The 20073-nt window shown below is 45.1% G+C and carries 19 protein-coding genes; 7 read left to right on the forward strand and 12 right to left on the reverse strand.

All coding sequences use genetic code 11. The annotated features are described in order from the left end of the window. Window positions 1–84: 84 nt before the first annotated feature. Entirely contained in the window at window positions 85–1692 is a 1608-nt protein-coding gene (locus A7325_RS01200) for an FAD-dependent oxidoreductase (protein ID WP_068403919.1), read from the reverse strand. 261 nt (window positions 1693–1953) lie between these two features. Here A7325_RS01200 and truD point away from each other — a divergent pair, with 261 nt between their 5' ends. After that, window positions 1954–3210: a tRNA pseudouridine(13) synthase TruD gene (gene truD, locus A7325_RS01205; RefSeq protein WP_082894238.1), complete on the forward strand. Its 1257-nt coding sequence runs from the start codon at window positions 1954–1956 to the stop codon at window positions 3208–3210. 3 nt (window positions 3211–3213) lie between these two features. Here truD and A7325_RS01210 read toward each other — a convergent pair whose 3' ends face one another. After that, on the reverse strand, window positions 3214–4755 hold the full coding sequence (locus A7325_RS01210; RefSeq protein WP_068403921.1) for a sensor domain-containing diguanylate cyclase: 1542 nt from the start codon (window positions 4753–4755) through the stop codon (window positions 3214–3216). Between the two features lie 201 nt (window positions 4756–4956). Continuing rightward, window positions 4957–5838, reverse strand: a complete 882-nt coding sequence (locus tag A7325_RS01215) for a PHP domain-containing protein (RefSeq protein ID WP_068403923.1) — start codon at window positions 5836–5838, stop codon at window positions 4957–4959. A gap of 213 nt (window positions 5839–6051) precedes the next feature. Between A7325_RS01215 and ispZ the strand changes: the two genes are divergently transcribed. The 5 genes from ispZ to A7325_RS01240 all read left to right on the forward strand — a co-directional run bounded on the left by ispZ (window position 6052) and on the right by A7325_RS01240 (window position 10784). After that, entirely contained in the window at window positions 6052–6603 is a 552-nt protein-coding gene (gene ispZ, locus A7325_RS01220; protein WP_068403925.1) for a septation protein IspZ, read from the forward strand. 110 nt (window positions 6604–6713) lie between these two features. After that, window positions 6714–7067, forward strand: coding sequence for a YciI family protein (locus tag A7325_RS01225; RefSeq protein ID WP_068403927.1), 354 nt, complete (start codon window positions 6714–6716; stop codon window positions 7065–7067). Beyond that, the gene (locus A7325_RS01230) at window positions 7064–7612 is read left to right on the forward strand and encodes a hypothetical protein (protein ID WP_068403929.1); all 549 of its coding nucleotides are present in this window, start codon (window positions 7064–7066) and stop codon (window positions 7610–7612) included. Before A7325_RS01225 ends, A7325_RS01230 begins: the two co-directional genes overlap by 4 nt. 26 nt (window positions 7613–7638) lie before the next feature. Further along, window positions 7639–9807 (forward strand): tRNA (5-methylaminomethyl-2-thiouridine)(34)-methyltransferase MnmD, encoded by a 2169-nt coding sequence (gene mnmD, locus A7325_RS01235; protein WP_082894239.1) that lies wholly within the window; start codon window positions 7639–7641, stop codon window positions 9805–9807. A 356-nt stretch (window positions 9808–10163) separates the two neighbouring features. Beyond that, window positions 10164–10784, forward strand: a complete 621-nt coding sequence (locus tag A7325_RS01240; RefSeq protein ID WP_068403931.1) for a hypothetical protein — start codon at window positions 10164–10166, stop codon at window positions 10782–10784. A gap of 109 nt (window positions 10785–10893) precedes the next feature. On the opposite strand, the gene A7325_RS01245 is transcribed toward A7325_RS01240, so the two are convergent. From A7325_RS01245 to ffh, 7 genes are all read right to left on the reverse strand, one after another. Beyond that, window positions 10894–11571 (reverse strand): DUF4112 domain-containing protein, encoded by a 678-nt coding sequence (locus A7325_RS01245; protein ID WP_068403935.1) that lies wholly within the window; start codon window positions 11569–11571, stop codon window positions 10894–10896. After that, window positions 11564–12481, reverse strand: coding sequence for a 4-hydroxybenzoate octaprenyltransferase (ubiA, locus tag A7325_RS01250; protein ID WP_068403937.1), 918 nt, complete (start codon window positions 12479–12481; stop codon window positions 11564–11566). The genes A7325_RS01245 and ubiA overlap by 8 nt, the downstream gene beginning before the upstream one ends. Window positions 12482–12566: 85 nt before the next feature. Continuing rightward, window positions 12567–12815, reverse strand: coding sequence for a hypothetical protein (locus tag A7325_RS01255; RefSeq protein ID WP_068403940.1), 249 nt, complete (start codon window positions 12813–12815; stop codon window positions 12567–12569). Window positions 12816–12920: 105 nt separating this feature from the next. Continuing rightward, window positions 12921–13823, reverse strand: coding sequence for a class I SAM-dependent methyltransferase (locus tag A7325_RS01260; RefSeq protein ID WP_068403942.1), 903 nt, complete (start codon window positions 13821–13823; stop codon window positions 12921–12923). A gap of 82 nt (window positions 13824–13905) precedes the next feature. Beyond that, entirely contained in the window at window positions 13906–14748 is an 843-nt protein-coding gene (locus tag A7325_RS01265) for an undecaprenyl-diphosphate phosphatase (RefSeq protein WP_068403943.1), read from the reverse strand. Window positions 14749–14860: 112 nt separating this feature from the next. Further along, window positions 14861–15544 carry a tRNA (adenosine(37)-N6)-threonylcarbamoyltransferase complex dimerization subunit type 1 TsaB gene (gene tsaB / locus A7325_RS01270; RefSeq protein WP_068403954.1) on the reverse strand — a complete coding sequence of 228 codons (684 nt, stop codon included), beginning with the start codon at window positions 15542–15544 and terminating at the stop codon, window positions 14861–14863. Window positions 15545–15778: 234 nt separating this feature from the next. Further along, the gene (ffh, locus tag A7325_RS01275) at window positions 15779–17320 is read right to left on the reverse strand and encodes a signal recognition particle protein (protein ID WP_068403945.1); all 1542 of its coding nucleotides are present in this window, start codon (window positions 17318–17320) and stop codon (window positions 15779–15781) included. 418 nt (window positions 17321–17738) lie between these two features. Here ffh and A7325_RS01280 point away from each other — a divergent pair, with 418 nt between their 5' ends. Continuing rightward, window positions 17739–18545, forward strand: coding sequence for an inner membrane protein YpjD (locus A7325_RS01280; RefSeq protein WP_068403947.1), 807 nt, complete (start codon window positions 17739–17741; stop codon window positions 18543–18545). A 112-nt stretch (window positions 18546–18657) separates the two neighbouring features. Here A7325_RS01280 and purU read toward each other — a convergent pair whose 3' ends face one another. Both purU and A7325_RS13340 read right to left on the reverse strand, forming a co-directional pair. Next, entirely contained in the window at window positions 18658–19587 is a 930-nt protein-coding gene (purU, locus tag A7325_RS01285; RefSeq protein WP_226928880.1) for a formyltetrahydrofolate deformylase, read from the reverse strand. Window positions 19588–19833: 246 nt separating this feature from the next. Beyond that, window positions 19834–20073: IS1 family transposase (locus A7325_RS13340; RefSeq protein ID WP_264753688.1), on the reverse strand; the 240-nt coding region annotated here is incomplete at its 5' end.

A 20073-nucleotide genomic window follows, 5' to 3' on the forward strand; every position in this document is an offset into this window, starting at 1 on the left:
TCCGTTCATAGCTTATAAGTCATATAAAAAGCTGGCTCGGATAACCAAGCCAGCCTTTATAATAATACGTATCCGTTTTTACTACTAGCGCGATAACGCATGGGCTTGCTCGATAATATCAAACCCAGCATTGATTTGCGCGCGCGTTGGCGCGTGACCTCGGCGTAGTAGCTCGCCAAAGGCAGCCATTTCTTTATCATGACCAACCCCACTAGCAGCACTGGCTCGCGTGTTCTCGCCTTCATCATCAAAATAAAACTCGATATAATTGAACTGCTGTAGATCGCCTCGCAAAATACTATGATCAGTCGTGGCTGCATGACCGCTATAGCGCATACTTTTGTCACATTGCATCGTCCAAAAAAATGGCACACGCTCGGCGTTGTCATTGACATCGTCTGCTCCCACTATCGCTGCCGCGGTTACAAGGCCATGCTGTAGCGCCACGCGCCAATGCTCAATGCGCAGTCGTCCCATTTGATTAGGCGCTTTGGCAATATCGCCGAGTGCATAAACACCGTCGCGCAGTTGTAGATGATTATCAACTTGCACGCCATCAGGATCGTTGACGTCGCTGAGTACATCCGTTCGCGGTGACACGCCCGTACCAAGAATGACCATATCAGCGTCTATGCGATCGCCACTTGCAAGGGTCACACCGTTCACCCCTTTATCATCGCCATTGATTTTGCCGACTGAAGCATTAAGGACAAAGGTCACACCTCGGTCTTGGTGACGGTTAATGAGCGCAGCGCTGACTGACTCTGAAATGATATGACTCATGACACGAGACTCTCGACCTATCACGGTAACGCTAGCAACACGACCTGCTTTTGCAAGCGCTGAGGCGACCTCCATTCCGATAAATCCGGTGCCAACGATGATCACACGCTTATCCACACTTGCTGCTTTCATCGCTTTAGCATCGTCTAAACTGCGAAGGGTATAGACGCCGTTTTGCTGAGCCCCCTCAATCGGTGGAATGACCGGCTCGGCGCCCGTCGCCACGACTAAAAAGTCAGGGCGGATGGTCTCATTATCGCCCGTATCTTTTTTGACGGTCAGGACGTTTTCATTGGGCCTCACCTCGCTGACAGTGGTTTTTAACTGCAAGTTTATATTGTGATTTTCTGCCCAGTCACTGCCGCCGAGCATGAGTTTTTTCTCATCTGCATCACCTGACAAAAAGGCTTTGGACAATAATGTTCTATCATAAGGGGCTTTGTCATCTTCGCTAATGATGGTGATTTTGCCGCCATAGCCGAGCTTACGAAGGCGGTGCGCGGTCATAAATCCAGCCGCGCCACTACCTACGATCACGGTATGAGTGTCGTCAAGTTTGTCATTGATGGTACTGTGATCTATAGTTTTGCTGGTATTGACACTCAAGCTGTCGCCATTGTCAGTAAGCTGATACTGGGTTAAGCCGTCAGCGGCAACCGGCTCTAATAATGAGCCGTCCGTGCTATCAAACGTTCCATGATGCCAAGGACAAATCACTCGATTGCCACAGCGCACACCAGCGCCCAAATCAGCCCCAGCGTGAGGGCACTTTCCATCGAAAGCGTAGAACATATTATCATCGCGGGTGACTAAAATGATGCTGTCATCGTCTTGCTTGAACGATTTCATGCCGCCATTAGGGATATCGGCTTTATCGATCGTGACGGTTTTGATAGTTGAGCTGGTCATAGTTATCCTTAACGGTTATTATTAAAATTTATTATTTCCTGCTGCAAACGTATTTTTTATCGGCATTTTAAATAAAATATTAACGCCCAAAATACGTGATTAAAAAACCAGATGTCTTGCCAGATACTTTGATACTAGCAAGACCCATTGCCAGACGCCATTTTTTTATATACTGACTGCGTTGCAAAACGTAAACTTACCTTTATTCCCTCTTTAACGTTTTGCTCTTACCACTTTTTATCAATACAAAAGATACCTTTTATGACTTCTCAAGACGATTTTGCTAACGACTCATTTAATAACGATTCTCCTAATAACAAACCTTTGACTGATAAAACCTTTGATATCTCAAATATCGATATTACCGCCGCCACTGATACATCCAAATTACCACAGCCGACGCAGTCGCCTTTAAAACAAGCGACCTATAAAGCCCATGCCACAGATTTTGTGGTCAATGAGATATTGCCGCTCGACTTTACAGGCGAAGGTGAACACTTATGGCTGCATATCGAAAAGCTCGGTATGAATACCGCCTATCTAGCTAAACTGCTGTCCGAGTGGGCAGAAATTCCACTGCGTGATGTCGGTTACTCGGGACTAAAAGACCGTCATGCGCTGACGACACAGTGGTTTAGCCTGCGCCTACCAAAAAAGCAATTACCTGAGTCTGAATTTGCTCCAGTAGATATTGGCGCCAATGAATCGCTCACCATCCTTGCGCAGGAGTGGCATAATAAAAAACTCAATCGTGGTACGCATAGAGCCAATCAATTTATCATTACCTTGCGTGACATCCAGTTTGCGGGCACAGAGACGACGCCGTCTAACAAAAGCAACAAGGATACCGTCGAGCAGCATTTGGCCCATATCAGCATAACGGGCGTGCCCAATTATTTTGGTCCGCAGCGCTTTGGCCGTCACGGTAATAATGTTAGAGAAGCATTGGCGTTATTTGCGCGTCCAGCGCCAGAAAGTCGTCCGCAACCCAAAAAAGGCAAACGTAAACAGGCGCCGCGTGAACAAAACAGTATGGAATTATCAGCGGCGCGCAGCTTGATATTTAATGAGATATTAGCAGCGCGGGTGCGTGATGGTAGCTGGAATACGGGGCTTACCGGTGAAGTGTTTAATTTGGATGGCTCAGGTTCAATATTTGCCAGCGAAGTAATGGACGACACTTTGCAAGCGCGACTTGCCAGCGGTGATATTCATCCAACGGCAGTATTATGGGGCGTGGGTAATGATAAAGTCAGTGGCGCAGCAGCTACTATCGAAAATATTATCGTACAGAAAAGTCCATTGTTAAGTCAGTTGGCAGCAGGCTTAGAGCAGCGCGATATCAAAGCACAACGACGCGCGCTAAGATTACCGATTGAAGAATTAAGGTGGAAATGGCAGGACGCAGATCATGGGCTGAGCTTGGTACTCAGTTTTACTTTAACGACCGGCAGCTTTGCAACCAGTGTACTTTCAAGCTTAGTACAGAATTTAAGCACTTCATCTGGCGTTAGTTAACGATTAGCTAGTCGCATAAAGGACAGCGATCTTGTCTGTTTCTGCCGCGAGCATATGGTTGGCACTGACCACCTGATTACGCCCGCGGTCTTTTGCCTCATACAAGGCTTTATCGGCGATACAAATTAAGCGCTGACAAATATCGCTGGGCAGTTGGGCTTGCACTATTTCTTTAGCAGCGCGCTTTCTTCTCTGCGAAATCCTTTTTTGTGCATGGGTCTGTTGTGCGCCTGCTTGGTTTGAGCTGTGCGAGCCACGCTCTTGTCTACGCTCTCCTTGCCTACGGTTTTTGCGCGCTTCTGTCAGCGCTTGCGTATTTTCTTCTAGCGCTAAAGCTTTATACTCATTTTGAATACGCGCACGCTCTTCATGCGTCAGAGTATAAACCCCTAAACTGGCGGTGATATAAAAATCGACATTATCATCGCTCTTGATGACTTGTTGGGCGATATCTTTGCGTAGCTGTTTAGCAATAGTCATCGCGCCCTCGTGCGTGGTATCTGGCAGCACGATTAAAAACTCTTCGCCGCCATAACGACTGACAATCACCTCTTCTGATAACGATTTTAATAGCGTTTGGGCAACCTCAGACAAAACTTGGTCGCCGACATCGTGTCCATAGTTATCATTGATATTTTTAAACCAATCTAAGTCCAATAAAATCACGCTAAAATCTTGTTTATCGTCCATCGCTAGCAGTGCTTGCTGCATTTGCGTCAAACCGTAGCGCCGACTTTTTAGTTGGGTCAATTCGTCTTGATTGGCATACTGCATGATTTCAGCTTTACTATTATCCAATATCAACAGCAGGGTGCGAAACATATAGATGATAAAAATCGCCTTTGGCAGCGCCATATAAATATGAGTGGTACGCCAAAAAAATGCCGAAGAAGAGCGCAGTTGATTAAATGTATCCCAGCTGAGCGTGCCATTTTGAAAAATTGCAGCAGAAATGGCGTTTTCGATTGCCGCCGTTTCACTAAAGGTAAGATAGCTATAAGTATCTAAGGGAAAAGAAGTGATGGTCATTTGACGCAGATTGGGAATGGTAAAACCAAAATAAGGAATTAAGGTGACCAAAAAGATCAAAGCAATGTGAGCCAAAAAGGCTTTCCATACATAGCGCCGCCGTATCAGCATCATCCCAAGCATCGCCCCACCAACCAGCGAAACCCCAGCGACCAAACTGCTATGACCCATGACTAAAATTACCACTGCAATATAAAGGCTATAAAGCGTGATCATAACCGCTTGCCATTTATATAACGAGCTTGTGTCTGTCCTAATCGGCGATGTGCGGCTGACCATCCAAAAAAAGAACACTAGCATCAGCGTCACCCCAGTCCATAAAGGATAGAGCAGACCCATATCTACATAGGAGCCATAAAGATCTTGGCGCCACCAAACAAACGCGCACCATAACCAATGTGAGGTGACTTCTATTAACACAAACAGCGCCAGCAGTGAGGCCCTATCAGCCGCTTGCCACTCGAAAATCACTCGCGAGAGCTTTCTATAGCCTAGATGAGATATCGATACAGCCATAATGGGCTACCGCAGATAGTGAAAGTTATTGAGCCAAACCAAACATGAAAATAAACAGCATGACTTATATTAGACCTAAACTGACGCATTTAGTGTGGCAATTTTTCCTTTAATTATCAATCGGTTTTAATCGATTTACCCGTCAATATCTAAAGTTTTATTTTAGCGTATCTATTAAGCTTAAGAATAACCTGTTTTGGACTAAGCCAATGCCGCAAATGACTGCCAAACACCTTGCTGTTCAGGATTAAGGTTTGGTACGTCGCCCAAACGTCGCCACGGCATATTACTTCCATGAAAGTCACTGCCAATAGAGGCCGCAAGCTGATGTTCAGCGATACTGCGATCGACCATTCTTCGGGTACTAATCGGTTCGCTATTTGAAGGTAACTCACAAGCATCACCGCCAAGCTCGGCAAATTCTTCGATCAGTTTACGTACGCGGGTGGCAGATAGCTGATAGCGCGTTGGGTGCGCGAGTACCGCCTTGCCGCCGCAAGCGTGGATCAGCTCGATGCCGCGCTGCATGGTTAATGCTTCAATCGCCACGTAAGCGGGCTTATTATCGGCCAGATATTTATCAAAGGCTTTTTGCACGGTTTTTACCGCACCGCGCTCAAACAACACTTGCCCAATATGCGCACGCCCTACCGCTTGTGGATTGCCGCCTGCTTTATCGAGCACCGCTTGCCATAGCTCGGTATAATCAATATCTAGCAGCTCGCTAAGCTTTTCAGTGATACGCTGACCGCGCGTGGCACGGCTGTCTTGCAATTGCTGCAACGTCGCATGCATTTTATCAAAGTCGGTGAAATCAAGTCCCAACACATGGATAATTTTATTGGTGGATTTATTTTTGCCATAGCCGCCGCTAAGTGTATGCTCGCAGCTAATCTCAACCCCATTGATTAATTGTATATCATAGGCCGCCGCCGCCGCGCGTGCCTCGTCAATACCCATCAAGGTATCATGATCGGTCAGCGCCAGTACATGAATGCCAGCGTTGTGCGCGCGCTGTACTACCTCGGTCGGCGCATAGGTACCATCAGAGCATGTACTGTGGCAATGTAAGTCGATTTTCATAAAGCTGGCCTTAAGATATTGAGGGTGTTGAAAGTGTTGTGCATATAGATATGCTGTCATTACTGACTATATTATCAGTAAAAAAGACGAAATGCGGCGAAGATAACGCATGAAGGCAGATCATAACGGATGATTATCCTGTTACTTGCTTTTTTTTGCAGCAGTAGACGTGTAAACTACCCCATACGTTTTTTGTTGGACATCCTATTTGCTATGAAAGCCTTATTAGACTTCATTCCGTTGATCGCGTTTTTTATTGCTGCGCGTTACAGTGGCATTTTAGCGGCGGCAGGCGCCTTGCTCGTGGCCACTATCATCATTTATGCCATCCATTTTGTGCGTCAAAAAGGCAAATTTGATAAGCAGCAATGGGTCGTTTTATTATTAACCATCGTCTTTTGCGGTGGGACGCTGCTATTGCGTGACGACATCTACTTACGCTGGAAGTCGCCTATCATCAACGGTATCTTCGCGGTAACACTATTGGTCAGTGCCATCATCAATAAGCCATTGATGCAATTGGCGATGAAAGAAGTGTTTTCACTGACCTTGAGTGGCTGGAAAAAACTGACCGTCGCTTGGGCACTGTTTTTTGCCTTTATGGGTATTTTGCATTATATCACGGCATTTACGATGTCTGATGAGGCTTGGATTAACTTTAAAACTTACGGCTGGATTCCGATTATGTTGGTATTCGTAATTGCGCAATTTGCCGTATTAAAGAACCATCTCAATCCAGCGTTAACCGATAAAACCACTAAATAGAAGCTAGTTCAATCATAATATAAGACTTAAAAATATAATGAGACATATCATCATTGTTTTTTATTGTCGTTATTAGCGCTTTATTCATATTATTTACTTGAGGAAGTCCCATGTCCTTATTTGCTATTATCGGCCACGATGTTGCTGGCAGCAGCGCCCAACGTCAGGTGACGCGCGCCGAACACGTTGCCCGCCTGCAAGTATTACAAAGCGAGCAGCGACTTATTATCGCAGGTCCAACGCCCATCGAACACGGTAAAAGCGAGATGTCAGGCAGCTTGATTATTGCTGACTTTGACTCCCTTGATGCCGCGCAAGCATGGGCAAGCGCTGAGCCTTATTTGCGTGATGGCGTCTATAGCCATGTAGATATCAAGCCGTTCGTGCAGACCTTGCCTGCGCCTACTGACAGTGCCGCAGTTACATCATCAGACAAGCCAGCAAATAAGGTAACAGCATCGTGATTCAGCAGTTATTATTAAATGGTTCTGTTTCTCATCATGTTTTTAATCATGTTACTAAGCCCGCTTTTGGTTTCGTTACTAATGTTAGCGTTGCAAGCTTATTATTACTTGCCAGTCTATCAGCACAAGCAGCACCAACTGTGACCAATGCTGATCCTGTGGCAGGAACTGCTCCGCTAGCGCCTAACGCTGTATTAGCGCCCAATACTGTTAATCAACTAGCGTTTCCAAATACTGCCTCAAATACGGTGTCTACTACAGCGCCGAACCCAGCTACCAATGCTCAGCCTGCTACCAATATTAGCGACACTTTAGCGGCGCAGCTACAACCATCAACTAAAGCGCTCTCTGAAGCCAATCAAGAATTGCTTAGCCGTAATGCCCAGCTTCAGCGTCAAGTCAATGACTTACAAACACAAGTAAACGTTTTGGTTTATGAAAGCAAAGGTCAGTTGTTTTTATACGGCGCATTTACGGTGTTAATGAGCTTATTGGTTGGGATATTTATTTCGTGGTTGGTGTTTGTGCGCCGCGAGCGCTGGTAGTAAATCCTCTATAAATGTGATGCTTTATGTCCAAATTTGTGTCTAAACCTCAGTCTAAATCAGCTATATCTAAGCCTACCTCTCCTGCCACTTATAAAAAAGCCACCAAGCCCCCTAAAAAACCTGCGCCGCCAGATGTGATTACCCCTGCTAATATTACATGGCAAACCGATGATGCTGGCAATCAAGTGCCAGTATCAGGGGAGTTTGGCGATGTGTATTTCTCGCACGCTGATGGCTTAGCAGAATCTCGCCATGTATTTTTAGCCCATAATCAATTACCCGAGCGCCTAGCAAACCTTGCTGATAAGCAATGCTTTACGATTGCTGAATTGGGCTTTGGGACGGGCTTGAATTTTTTAGCGACATGGCAGCTTTGGCGACAGCTTCGTACGCAGCAGCCGCAGTTAACAAGCGCGCGCTTACACTTTATCACTACCGAAAAATACCCCATACCGCTTAACGACTTAACGCAGATACTCGCTTTATGGGCACAGCGCGCGCCCGAACTTGCCGAATTGATTAAAGAGCTTTTAGCAAACTACCCACCGCTGATTGCTGGCTGTCATCGACTAAATTTTATTGACGATAATATCACGCTTGATATTTGGTTGGGCGATGCGGGCGATGGTTTGGCAAGTCTGGCTACTTTTAATAGCCTAGCTACTTTAAATACTGAGACCGCTATCAAGCGCCCTTATATTGATGCTTGGTTTTTAGATGGTTTCGCGCCTTCTTGTAATGAAAGCTTGTGGGCAGAGTCGATATTTACCCAGATGCAGCGCTTATCTCGCACTGGCACCACTGCCGCTACTTATAGCTGTGCTGGTATCGTCAAACGCGGCTTGCAAGCGCATGGCTTTAGCATTAAAAAGGTAAAAGGCTTTGGACGCAAGCGTGAAATGTTAACGGCAGCGATGGCGGACAATGATGAGTCCTTACCTGATTCTTTAGCACTAAATAACGATAACAATGTTTGCGTTTTGTCACACCCTCATGACCATACTCCTAATCATACAGTGGTTATTGGCGCAGGCGTTGCGGGACTACTTACGGCTTGGACGCTAGCCAATCGCGGTATGACTGTGTCGATAGTAGATAAAGTCGCGCCGCTTGCTGGCGCCTCTGGCAATCCGCGCGCCCTCCTCGCACCAAATATGACGCCCATTCATCATGTTTATGAGCACTTGCACTCTATCGGCTATCTCTATAGCGGCAGGCTGTACCGTTATTTTAATCAGCAAGCAGAACTGCAGCAAACGCCGCTCATACTTGAGCAAACAGGCGCGTTAGACTTGCTAATCAAAACCAATATCGGCCCTGTGCAAATTGCCGATTATCCCAATGAAATGGCAACCACGGTTACGATTGAAGAGGCGCGGCAATTAAGCGGCTTAAAAACTAAAGACTTAACGGACAATTTATATTTACCAAAATCTGGATTGGTCAATCCACAAGCGCTAAAAACGCTCATCCTTAAGCACTCAAATATCAATTATCAGCAGCTTAGCGTTACCGATATCAAAGAAACTGCAGATAAAGTGACGGTGATTGGTGATAAAGAAAGCAGCAGTGATAATAGTCAAAGCTCTGTCACTATCTGCGCTGATAATGTCGTTATTTGCGCCGCCTATGAGAGTCATCAATTAGACAAACGTATCGTTGAGTGCCGTACTATTCGCGGGCAATTATCTTGGTTTACGCCCACTGACGAGCAGGTAGCTGGTCTGCCTAAATTACCGCTCAAATATAGTGGTTATTGCGCGCCCTTTATCGGACAAAGCGGCGATGCTAAGATAAATAACATTCGCGACAATGAGCCGCAGTTTTTATTGGGTGCCAGCTTTGTAGATGCTGACGCCAGCATTGATATCCGTGAAGAAGAAAATCAGCAAAATTACGAAAAATTGCTTGAGGATATTCCTGAATTAAGCGATATATTGCCAGACGATACCAGCGCATGGCAAGCACGCGCCGGTGTGCGCACGCAAACGATTGACTACCATCCCTTGGTCGGACAACTTGCGCAAAGCCGCCGCATTTGGGCGCTCTCCGCGATGGGTGCAAAGGGTTATGCTTTAGCACCGATATGCGCTGAAGCATTAGCAGATATGATGCTCGGCTGCTTTACCCCTTTATCGGCTATTATGTTAGGGCGGCTATTACCTAATCGGGCGCGATTGCATAAAGCGTAAAAGGTAATAATTTAACGTTACGCTAGGGCGTGTCCTCATTTTAAAAATGGTGAGAAAAATGAGATAAATTGTAGCCAAACAAGGAAAATAGTGCAGTTAATATCGGGATATTACCCAGCTATTTGACGAAGTTTGGCAAAATTTAGCCATTTTTAGACCTTTTAGATGTCCATCGATTGAATTGAGGACACGCCCTAACCTTTATCAATATTTATACGGATGCTGTTTTATAAAAATGCTCTCAAAGCCAAGGCATGTATTTATAACAGTATAGAAGCAGGCTTAAAGAATAATGCTAGACTAGCCTTAAAGTTTAAAACACTTAAATAACGATGATAAATGGATAGCTATCTATTATGAAAACCGATATTTTTACCTTAGTGAAATCAAAACCCTCCTTTAAAGCAATTTCTATTGCGTTCTTAAGCCTATCACTGCTAAATGCTTGCCAAAAGACGCCAGAACCTGAAACCGTTAATGAAACTGCTGAAGCAACCACCCAAACGACGCCAGTAAGCTCTAATATTAATGCACCGAAAGTTGCTGAAACAAAGCCAAGCGCTACTGATTCGGCAGCCACTTTAGAGCAAGATACAAGCTTAAATGAAACAGAAAACGAGCTTAGCGCAGCGGATACCTCAACAAATAGTGCTGCGATAATGCCCAATCCAGAACAAGCCATCAAAGGCGCGCAAATCACTGATGTCAATTATCGCAGTGCCAGCGGTGAGACGTTATTTGTCATCTTTGAAACCTCAGAAAAAGGCGTACTTAACGCTATCGTCACCTTGCCAAATAAACCAAAAATGACCTTGAGTGCGCCAGAAGGCCAAGGCAATAACCCTACTTATCGCTCAAACGATGGCAGTATTCAGCTGGTCAGTCATGGCGGTGGTAGCAGCATTGATCTTATTCAAAACAATAAAACAACGAGCTTTGAGGCCATGAGTGTAGAAGCAGAAGTCATTACCGAATAATGTTATCAATAAGAGTTTGGCTTAAAACCTGTCGAAAATAATAAATTAAACCCTAAAAAAGGCGGCAAATACTTATCATATTTGCCGCCTTTTTTACTCTACTTTACCTTTAACCAAAACCAGTGGTCTTGCTAAACAGACCGACCAGCCAGCTTATCAGCGCCCATAAGCCCCAACCAATAACCACAATAACGATTAATCCCAATAGATCAGGAATATGCAGGTATAGCCAAGCAACGATAGGATTACGCCAAAAGAACGCAAAGCGACTTTGCTGCTGTCTATCTTCTAATGATTGATGCAAAAACGGCCGATCCATATGCATGGTTTCGGTGATGCCATATTCATCGTGTAGATGCTCGTGGACGATAGTCAATGTCTTACGACTTGGCCGAATAAAGATATCGAGCACTGTGCCAATCCCCGGTACGATACCAACCACCATATCAATCAGCGCCAACCTAACCGCTGGGGTCATTTTATGCGCCGGTACGCCCAACTGCCGACCTAATATAAAAGCATAGCTGGTCAAAGCAAGACCTGCCAAATCTCCCGCCAGCGGAATGGTCGACAGTGCCGCATCCGCCCCCATGCCTTGTTTGGTAAAAGGAATACGTACGAGCGAATCCATGGTATTGGCAAATTTCGCCAGTTTACGCTCAGTTTCGATGACTTGTGCACGTGTTAAGCCATGTTCAGCTAGTTTTGCATGATAATCGATAACTGGTGCATTAACATCAGATACCTTTCTAGCTTTTGACTTTGAGAGCTTCTTAAAGTTATCCATTAAAAGTCGTCCATAAACACGCGATTGCGATAAGAGCAAAGACGTAACGCCCTACCCATATATTGGCCAAAAATGCCTGAAAACAGGCCAGTGCTTGACGACTGGCACAAGCGCTGTTCTGCTTGGCAAACATCATTGCCACGAGCGCCAAGCCAAATACTGGTATCACGCCTACACTGGTTGGCGCAAAGTAATGCCACATGACCGCACCCATAATAAGTAAAAATGCGGTTTGTAGCAGCGAGATGATAATCACATCGTAGCGACCAAATAATATCGCCGTTGATTTGACTCCTATTTTTAAATCATCCTCACGATCTGCCATCGCGTACTGGGTATCATAAGCCACGGTCCAGCACATATAAGCGATAAACAGTAACCAACACCAGATATCAGGCGCGCCTTGTATCGCGACATAGGCCATCGGTATCGCCCAACCAAACGCTGCCGCTAAAAAGACTTGCGGCAAATGGGTAAAACGCTTCATAAAGGGATAAATAAACGCCAATATAACGGCGCCAAGCGACCAGTAGAATACCGCAATAGGCAAAAAGAATAACAAACTGGCACTCAGCAATACCAATACTGAAAAAGCAGCAATGGCTTCTTTAGCGGATAAACGCCCGTCCGCTAATGGACGGCCTTTGGTGCGGCTGACATGACCGTCGACCTTGCGATCAGCAAAATCATTGATTGCACAGCCTGCCGCGCGCATAAAAATCGCGCCCAGTGCAAATAATACAAATATCTTTAGACTCGGCAAACCTGCCGTTGCCCCTTGCTGCTGCGCCTGTCCCATCGCCGCCAGCATTACCCCCCAGAGCGTTGGCCAGAGCAACAGCTCGATACCTACAGGTTTATCAAAGCGCGTTAATTGCAGGTAGGCTTGTAATTTGTCGTTAAATGTCATGGCGTTTTATTATCATCTATAGAAATTTTATATACTTTTTTGCAGGCTGCTAGGTTAAGCGAATAGAAGCGAAAGGATTGGCGAGCTATTGGATTTGTTGCCATAAGTTGTTGGCTTCAATGAGTGACAACTCAGGATATTGCTTGCGTAATGCCTTAATGGATGCCATCTTATTATTTTGGCTAAGCTTTGCTTGCTGCCGTAAGTAGTCCATTTGTTCTTTTGGATTCCTAAGCGCTTTTAGGTGGGCTTTGAGCTGTAAAACTTCTGTTCGCAACGCAATATTCATCAGTAATAAGCCTGCACCAATGACCCAAATTATAATCGTTGACATCCTTTTCTCCTGAATCCATTACTATTAAATCCACCACTTCTAAATATTTGTATTCTAAACACTCAAACTGATTAACTGAGTCCATGCATGATAACGAAAGGTCTTTTAAACGAAATAACCATCAAAGCGTACCGCTTCATTATGCCAGCTTTCACTCGGTTGTTGATGCGCCAGTAATGGTGCAAGCTGCGGACGCTTGACGACGACGCGGCCTTGTCCTGCACCTTGACTGACAACCGCTTGTGCACTTTGGAGCAATTGCGACTCTTCTTCTAGCGTTGGCGGACGTGCCAATTGGTGCAAGGCTTGCATATGCTTACCCACTTTCGCGCCTTTACCCGTTTTGCTATCTTGATAGCTATCCTCTGGAAACATAGGATCGAGATATACCACATCAATAGTTTGATAGCTATCAGCGGTCGAACCATTACTAGAATCTGCAAAATCAATACTTTCAAAATAACTAAGCGCATCGACATTAATAATCTGTAGTCGGCTCATCAGCTTTTGCCAATTTGGTAGCGTACTCATCCGCTGCTGTTCAGCTAGCAAAAACAGCGCCATCAAGGGCTGCTCCTCAAGCATAATGACTTGAGCGCCAGTACTGGCTAATATGAGGCTGTCATGCCCAAAGCCTGCGGTCGCATCAATGACCGTGCTATCCGCTGTAATTTTAGCAGCTTGTAGCAGTAACTCAGACTTACGCCCGGCACTCACCACTCGGCGTTGTAGCTTATCCCATTCGGGCGCCACGCTCAGCCCATCGCTCAGCCATGATAGCTTATCTTTTTCATCTAATACTAAGATAGGCTGGATAGAATGCTGGCTTAATTGCTGGCGACGTTTTTGATTGAGCTTTTCGCTAAACAACTCAATGTTTAGAACAATAGGCAATTGATGTTTCACTACCAGCGCTTTTAGGCTGGCGATTTGCGCTTGTTGGGCTTCATTAACATAAAAAAGCTGGCAATGCATAAAATCGCTTGATGTTTGTTGCAAACTGCTCATGATTGCCCTCCCTTTTAATACTTTACGGTTTAAAACGTTACCGTTAACCCAGTTGAAAATGATAACGCCACATCGTTAAAACTTAGCCTGCCATCTGATAGCCAAAACCCCAAGCGGCGACCAATACGATGATGCCGGTAATAATGCGTAGCCATGCAAAAATTTTGAAATCGCGACGGCTAACCCAAGCGACCAATAGGCGAATACAAAGTAACGCCACGACAAATGACACCACGGTGCCTATACCCAATACCAGCCAGTCTTCGCTACTGGTCAATACATCATGGTGCTTTAGTAAATCCAACAATGCCGCGCCAACAATGACAGGTATGCCTAAAAAGAAAGAAAATTCCGCCGAAGCTTTGCGCGACACGCCAAGCCAGAGGGCGCCAATGATCGTCGCACCTGAGCGTGAGGTTCCGGGTATCAAAGCCAGACACTGCATCAAACCAATCATTAACGCTGTTTTTAGACTGACGTCTTCTGCTTCTTGGGCAATAATCGTTTTAGGTCGATTTTCGACATAAAATATCAGCAGACCGCCGACAATCAGCATAATCGCTACCACGATAGGGTTAAACAAATACGCCTTAATCTCGTCTGCAAAGGTAAAACCTACAATCATTACCGGAATGGTCGCCACAATTAAGCTTAAACCAAGCTGCCTTGGATTACTCATACCTTCTGCTTTACCGGTCAGTAGCCCCATCAGCGCTTGCCACAGCCTGCCCCAGTAATCATAAATGACCGCTAAGATAGCACCAAGCTGGACTACCACCACAAACAAATCAACTTTTTCCTTAGTCCAAAAGCTCATCAAATCGGCTGATAAAATCAAATACCCCGTACTAGAAATGGGTAAAAACTCCGTGATACCTTCAACGATACCCATAATGAGCGCTTGGATTAATAACAGTATATCCACAGTTGCTTCCCTAAAAAAACAGCGCTAGCCGCTGTTTTATATTGTTGTTGCTTTTATAATCGTTTATACGTAGAAGTACAAAGTGCATTGCTTACGAATCATCATGTAAGCACTATGCCTTACCTTGCTCTTTTAGCGTTTTCCATGCTTGATTGCGCAAGTACTTTGGTAAGGCATTAGCGGCATCGCTACCGCCTGTCTGTATGAATTGAGCGATACCCAATTGTCCAATCACTACCGCATCTGGCCAAACCTCTTCATGGAGAATTTGTTCGTCATGCATTTTTAGTAGCGGCGCACCATTACCGGCGATAGGAAGATTAGCAGCGGTTTGGCTGTCATAATCAAGTAAGCGCTCGGTATCTTCGCCATTTTCTTGCACAACGGGTTGCATAATATGGTCTATTAGCGCATATTGCCCAAAATATACTTGCTGCATACGCGCATCAAGCGCGCTATAAACTTGGGTCAAACCATACCTTTGATACGCACACTGGGCAATGGCTTGTAAGCTAGAAACACCGACACAAGGAATATCGTGGGCGACAGATAAGGCTTGCACCACCGCTGTATTGATTCTGATACCGCTAAAAGCACCAGGACCACGGTTGAATATCAATGCTTTTATATCAGTAAGACGCAGATTAGCCTCAGATAAGGCCGCATCAATCATTGGCAAAATGTGCTGAGTTTGCTCACGTTTACCTTGTTCGGTATGACTCGATAGCACCTGACCATTGGCATCTAAAATCGCGATCGAACACTGCTCAAATACGGTATCCATTGCTAAAAACATCATTACCTCGGCTTATTTTCTTAATACCACAAAACATGCGCTCATCAATCAGCGCCTATCATAGCATTTAGGATAAAAAAATTTTATTAATTTCTAAATTTTCCTAGTGCATCCATCAATATTTATGCAAATACGCCAGACATAAAAAACCCCACAGCGATGTTAGCTTGGGGTTTTCATGAAAACGTAAAGATATTAAGACGTAACAACTGTGCTAATCCAAACGGTTATTGCTTAAAAGCGCGTTTTAAACTTCTTTGGCGCTTGGTTTTGTAGCTCTTGCATCTGTTTTTGCATCTCTTCAGTGCTCGGCATATTGTTTGGATCCAGTCCCATCTGCTTTGCCATCTGCGCGGGATTCACATCTTTGGCACCGCCTTGCTGACCGCCGCCAAATAACGGACCGCCGCCGCCAGCACCGCCGCCGCCCATCAAGCCTTGCATCGATTTCATCATTTTACTGATACCTTCAGGTTTAGAAATCATTTTCATCATTTTTGCCATTTGCTTGTGCTGCTTGAGCAAACGATTGACGTCTTGAATTTCACGACCCGAACCTGCGGCAATACGGCGCTTGCGGCTTGGATTAATCTTATCTGGATTCTTACGCTCAAACGGCGTCATTGAATTAATCAAGGCTTCCATTTCACGTACTTTTTCTTCAGGCTTAGCGTCTTGCACGGCTTTTTGCATGTCAGAGCCGCCCATACCAGGCATTTTATCTAAGAAACCTGCCATGCCGCCCATGCTTTTCATTTGCTGAAACTGGGTCAATAAATCCTCAAGGTCGAAGTCGCCGCCCTTTTGCATCTTTTTCGCCATTTTTTCGGCTTTATCACGGTCGATTTTTTGCTCGACTTCTTCAACTAAGCTTAAGACGTCACCCATGCCAAGAATACGCTGAGCGATACGCTCAGGGTGGAATAGCTCGAGCGCGTCAAGTTTCTCACCGCGACCTAAAAACTTAATCGGTTTACCCGTAATGGCGCGTACAGACAATGCTGCACCGCCGCGCGCATCACCGTCGGTCTTGGTTAAGATAACGCCAGTCAATGGCAGCGCATCGTTAAAGGCTTTGGCGGTATTGGCCGCATCTTGCCCGGTCATGGCATCGACGACAAACAAGGTTTCAGACGGGTTGACCGCCGCGGTTAACGCCTTGATTTCAGCCATCATGGTCTCATCGATAGCCAGACGACCAGCCGTATCGATAATCAAAATATCTTGATATTGGATTTTAGCTTCTTCGATAGCGCGGCGGGCGATATCAATCGGATTTTCATCAACTGTTGAATTGACAAACTTGGCATTGACTTGTCCTGCTACTTGCTCAAGCTGAGCAATTGCCGCTGGACGGTAGACGTCGGCAGAAACCAGCATCACCTTTTTCTTATGACGCTCTTGTAAGAATTTCGCCAATTTACCAGCGGTGGTGGTTTTACCCGCCCCTTGCAAGCCTGCTAGCAGATAAACAACCGGCGGTTTACCCGTCATCTCAAGCTGCTGATTGGCACTGCCCATCATTTCGGTCAGCTCGTCATGGACGATTTTGACAAAGGCTTGTCCTGGCGCCAACTCTTTGAGCACTTCTGCGCCAAGCGCTTGCTCTTTGACACGTTTGACAAAATCACGCGTCACTGGCAGCGCGACGTCGGCTTCTAACAGCGCCATGCGCACTTCGCGCAGCGTGTCTTTGATATTATCTTCGGTCAACTGCCCAGTACCGGCGATATTACGCAGGCTCGATGATAAGCGTTCGGTTAAGGTATCAAACATAAATAACTCTCAATTAAAATAATTCTTAGTGAAAACAATCTTTGATAAAAGCAATTCTTGGTAAAAGCGGTTCTTGATAAAAACACTATGACAACAATACGTCGTCAAATTTGGTTCAGCGTTGCTTGCTGATTTATATGGTTTGGCGATGCTACAAACGATCAAGCAGTATTTTATAAAATTAATGATAAAAAGTAGCATATTATCAACACTATAGCATTAAGAGACCACAAAGCTTATAGTCGTTTTGCAAATGGCATTTTTCTAATAAGCGCTGCTGTGCTACAAGCGCTATAATCAATCCGTAAGATGGCGCTCAATTGCTTGCCATTTTATGATAAATTGGATGATTATTCTAATCATTCTGATAATACCATTTTAGCATTCAATTGAGCGGCGTTTTTGCGCTCATCATGAGATGAGGTTTTTTATCTTGCAACTTGCATTTTTAATGGCTGGCATGGTTTATATTTTGGTCAGCATCTACATTGGTTGGGCGCTGATTCACGATAAACCTATCCACAAGGGCGTAAGCTTAGGTTTATTGGTCGTCGGCATGCTCGCACATGCCGCACTACTCTATCCGCATGTGGTCACGCTTTATGGGCTAAATTTCAACTTGTTTAATACCATTAGCCTGATCAGTTTATTTTTCTTATTTTTCTACGTTATTTTTAGCTTATACCGCCCTATCGTCAGCCTCGGTATTTTAGCAGCACCGACGGCATTAATCGGGATGATTGTCGGTTATATCGGCCGCGCGCCCTATCGTCCGATTACAGACATCAGCGTCGGGTTAGAGGCGCATATCTTACTATCACTTGCCGCCTATTGTGTGCTGCTGATGGCAGCGCTGCAAGCGCTATTTTTGCGCTTACAAATACGCGAGCTGAAACACCAGTCGATTCATCGCTTTTGGGTCAATAAACTGCCGTCCTTGCAGAGCATGGAAAGTTTATTGTTCGATATGCTATTGGTCGGCTTTGTCTTATTGAGTATCGCGCTAGGCATTGGTTTTGTTTATGTAGAAGATTTGTTGGCACAGCACCTTGCTCATAAAACGGTCTTTAGCGTGCTCTCATGGCTGTTGTTTGGCGCATTATTATTGGGTAATTGGCGCGCAGGATGGCGTGGTAAACGTGCTGCCAATATGACCATTTATGCGTTTATCTTATTAGCAATCGGCTTTGTCGGTAGTAAGTTTGTGCTAGAGATGCTGTTGTAAATCCAGTGCTGTAATAGTGGTAGTGTGATTAAAAAAAGCCGCCAGTATTAAATACCAATACTGGCGGCCTTTTTTACGCTCTTATTTTGGTTTAACACCGTCTTAAAAAAAGCTAATTAAAAACCACGGTTTTATTACCTGCCACAATCACGCGATTTTGTACATGCCAATTTACTGCGCGCGCTAAGACATTACGCTCGATATCACGGCCAATAGCGCGTAATTCTGCCACTCCTTGACGGTGAGTGACCCGATGCACATCTTGCTCAATGATAGGCCCTTGATCAAGTTCAGCTGTCACATAGTGCGCGGTTGCTCCGATAAGCTTGACGCCTTTTTCATAAGCCTGACGATAAGGATCAGCACCGACAAAGGCGGGCAAAAATGAATGGTGAATATTAATGACTTGCATCGGCCAACGCTTAACAAAATCAGATGATAAAATCTGCATATAACGCGCCAATACCAGCAAATCATTGCCTGCCATCAAGGTATGAATCTGCTCTTCTGCCTCGGCTTTGTTATCCTTGGTGACTGGCACATAATGAAAAGTGATGCCAAAGTTTTCTACCGCTTGGCGCAAGTCTTCGTGATTACTAACGACACAGGTAATCTCGCAATCGAGTAACCCGCGCTGATGCCGCCACAGTAAATCTAACAAGGCATGGTCAAACTTTGACACTAAGATGCCAACCTTGGTTTTAATCGCATTATTATGCAAGCGCCACGCCATATTATGGCGCTTAGCCACCGTATGCCCAAAGCTGGCTTCAAAGTTATCCATAATTTCGCTCAAGCCTGCTAACGCAAACTCCAAACGCATAAAGTACTGCCCGCCTTCATGAGCGGTTGAATACTGATCGAGAGTGATAATATTGCCGCCATAACGGTGTATAAACTCAGATACAGCCTGTACGATACCCGCTTGATCGCGGCATTTGATCAATAACGTCGCGGTATCAATAGCAGCCGCAACTGGTGAATTTTTAGGATTTTTGCTCGACTTTATGCTTGCTGTAGCAGTCGTGGTATTGTCTGACATAGTGCGCCCAATCAAAAATGAAACATGCTGCTTACTTTGAATATGTTAGCAACATAGGAAACCGACTATTCTAATCGCTTTTACAAAACTTTGCTGATTGAGTTGCTTGTATTTGGTTATTGAGATTATGAATACAAAAACCCCCAACGCGAGGTTGGGGGTTTTTAAGAAATTATCTCCAAAGCAAGTAACTTACTACTCGACTTTAATTACTTTATTGGTGGTGTTCTAAAAAGTATGCCGGCATCAGACGTAATCATAATTGATGTAAAAGAACACCATATCAAACACTTTGAAGTGATTATCGAGCTTCTTAGAGAAACAACAGGTCTTTCGAACGGCTCGTCGCAATCGGTGTCTAAGACGGCAGTTATTACCTTCAATGCCTACCGTATGAGATTTGCCAACTCGTTTGTGGTCAAATTTAAAGGCGGTTATAAAACTGTCCCAGTTATCCATACTGATAGAGCCATAGCTGACTTTCAG

This window comes from Psychrobacter sp. SHUES1, from assembly GCF_001652315.1.
GTDB lineage: Bacteria > Pseudomonadota > Gammaproteobacteria > Pseudomonadales > Moraxellaceae > Psychrobacter > Psychrobacter faecalis.

Coding starts and splice junctions, on each gene's coding strand:
- mnmD (WP_082894239.1), top strand. CDS start 7,639: ATGTCCAAATTTGTGTCTAAACCTCAGTCTAAATCAGCTATATCTAAG.
- A7325_RS01260 (WP_068403942.1), bottom strand. CDS start 13,823: ATGAGCAGTTTGCAACAAACATCAAGCGATTTTATGCATTGCCAGCTT.
- A7325_RS01200 (WP_068403919.1), bottom strand. CDS start 1,692: ATGACCAGCTCAACTATCAAAACCGTCACGATCGATAAAGCCGATATC.
- ffh (WP_068403945.1), bottom strand. CDS start 17,320: ATGTTTGATACCTTAACCGAACGCTTATCATCGAGCCTGCGTAATATC.
- A7325_RS01225 (WP_068403927.1), top strand. CDS start 6,714: ATGTCCTTATTTGCTATTATCGGCCACGATGTTGCTGGCAGCAGCGCC.
- ubiA (WP_068403937.1), bottom strand. CDS start 12,481: ATGACATTTAACGACAAATTACAAGCCTACCTGCAATTAACGCGCTTT.
- tsaB (WP_068403954.1), bottom strand. CDS start 15,544: ATGTTTTTAGCAATGGATACCGTATTTGAGCAGTGTTCGATCGCGATT.
- A7325_RS01215 (WP_068403923.1), bottom strand. CDS start 5,838: ATGAAAATCGACTTACATTGCCACAGTACATGCTCTGATGGTACCTAT.
- A7325_RS01210 (WP_068403921.1), bottom strand. CDS start 4,755: ATGGCTGTATCGATATCTCATCTAGGCTATAGAAAGCTCTCGCGAGTG.
- A7325_RS01245 (WP_068403935.1), bottom strand. CDS start 11,571: ATGGATAACTTTAAGAAGCTCTCAAAGTCAAAAGCTAGAAAGGTATCT.
- truD (WP_082894238.1), top strand. CDS start 1,954: ATGACTTCTCAAGACGATTTTGCTAACGACTCATTTAATAACGATTCT.
- A7325_RS01240 (WP_068403931.1), top strand. CDS start 10,164: ATGAAAACCGATATTTTTACCTTAGTGAAATCAAAACCCTCCTTTAAA.
- purU (WP_226928880.1), bottom strand. CDS start 19,587: ATGTCAGACAATACCACGACTGCTACAGCAAGCATAAAGTCGAGCAAA.
- A7325_RS01255 (WP_068403940.1), bottom strand. CDS start 12,815: ATGTCAACGATTATAATTTGGGTCATTGGTGCAGGCTTATTACTGATG.
- A7325_RS01280 (WP_068403947.1), top strand. CDS start 17,739: ATGAGGTTTTTTATCTTGCAACTTGCATTTTTAATGGCTGGCATGGTT.
- ispZ (WP_068403925.1), top strand. CDS start 6,052: ATGAAAGCCTTATTAGACTTCATTCCGTTGATCGCGTTTTTTATTGCT.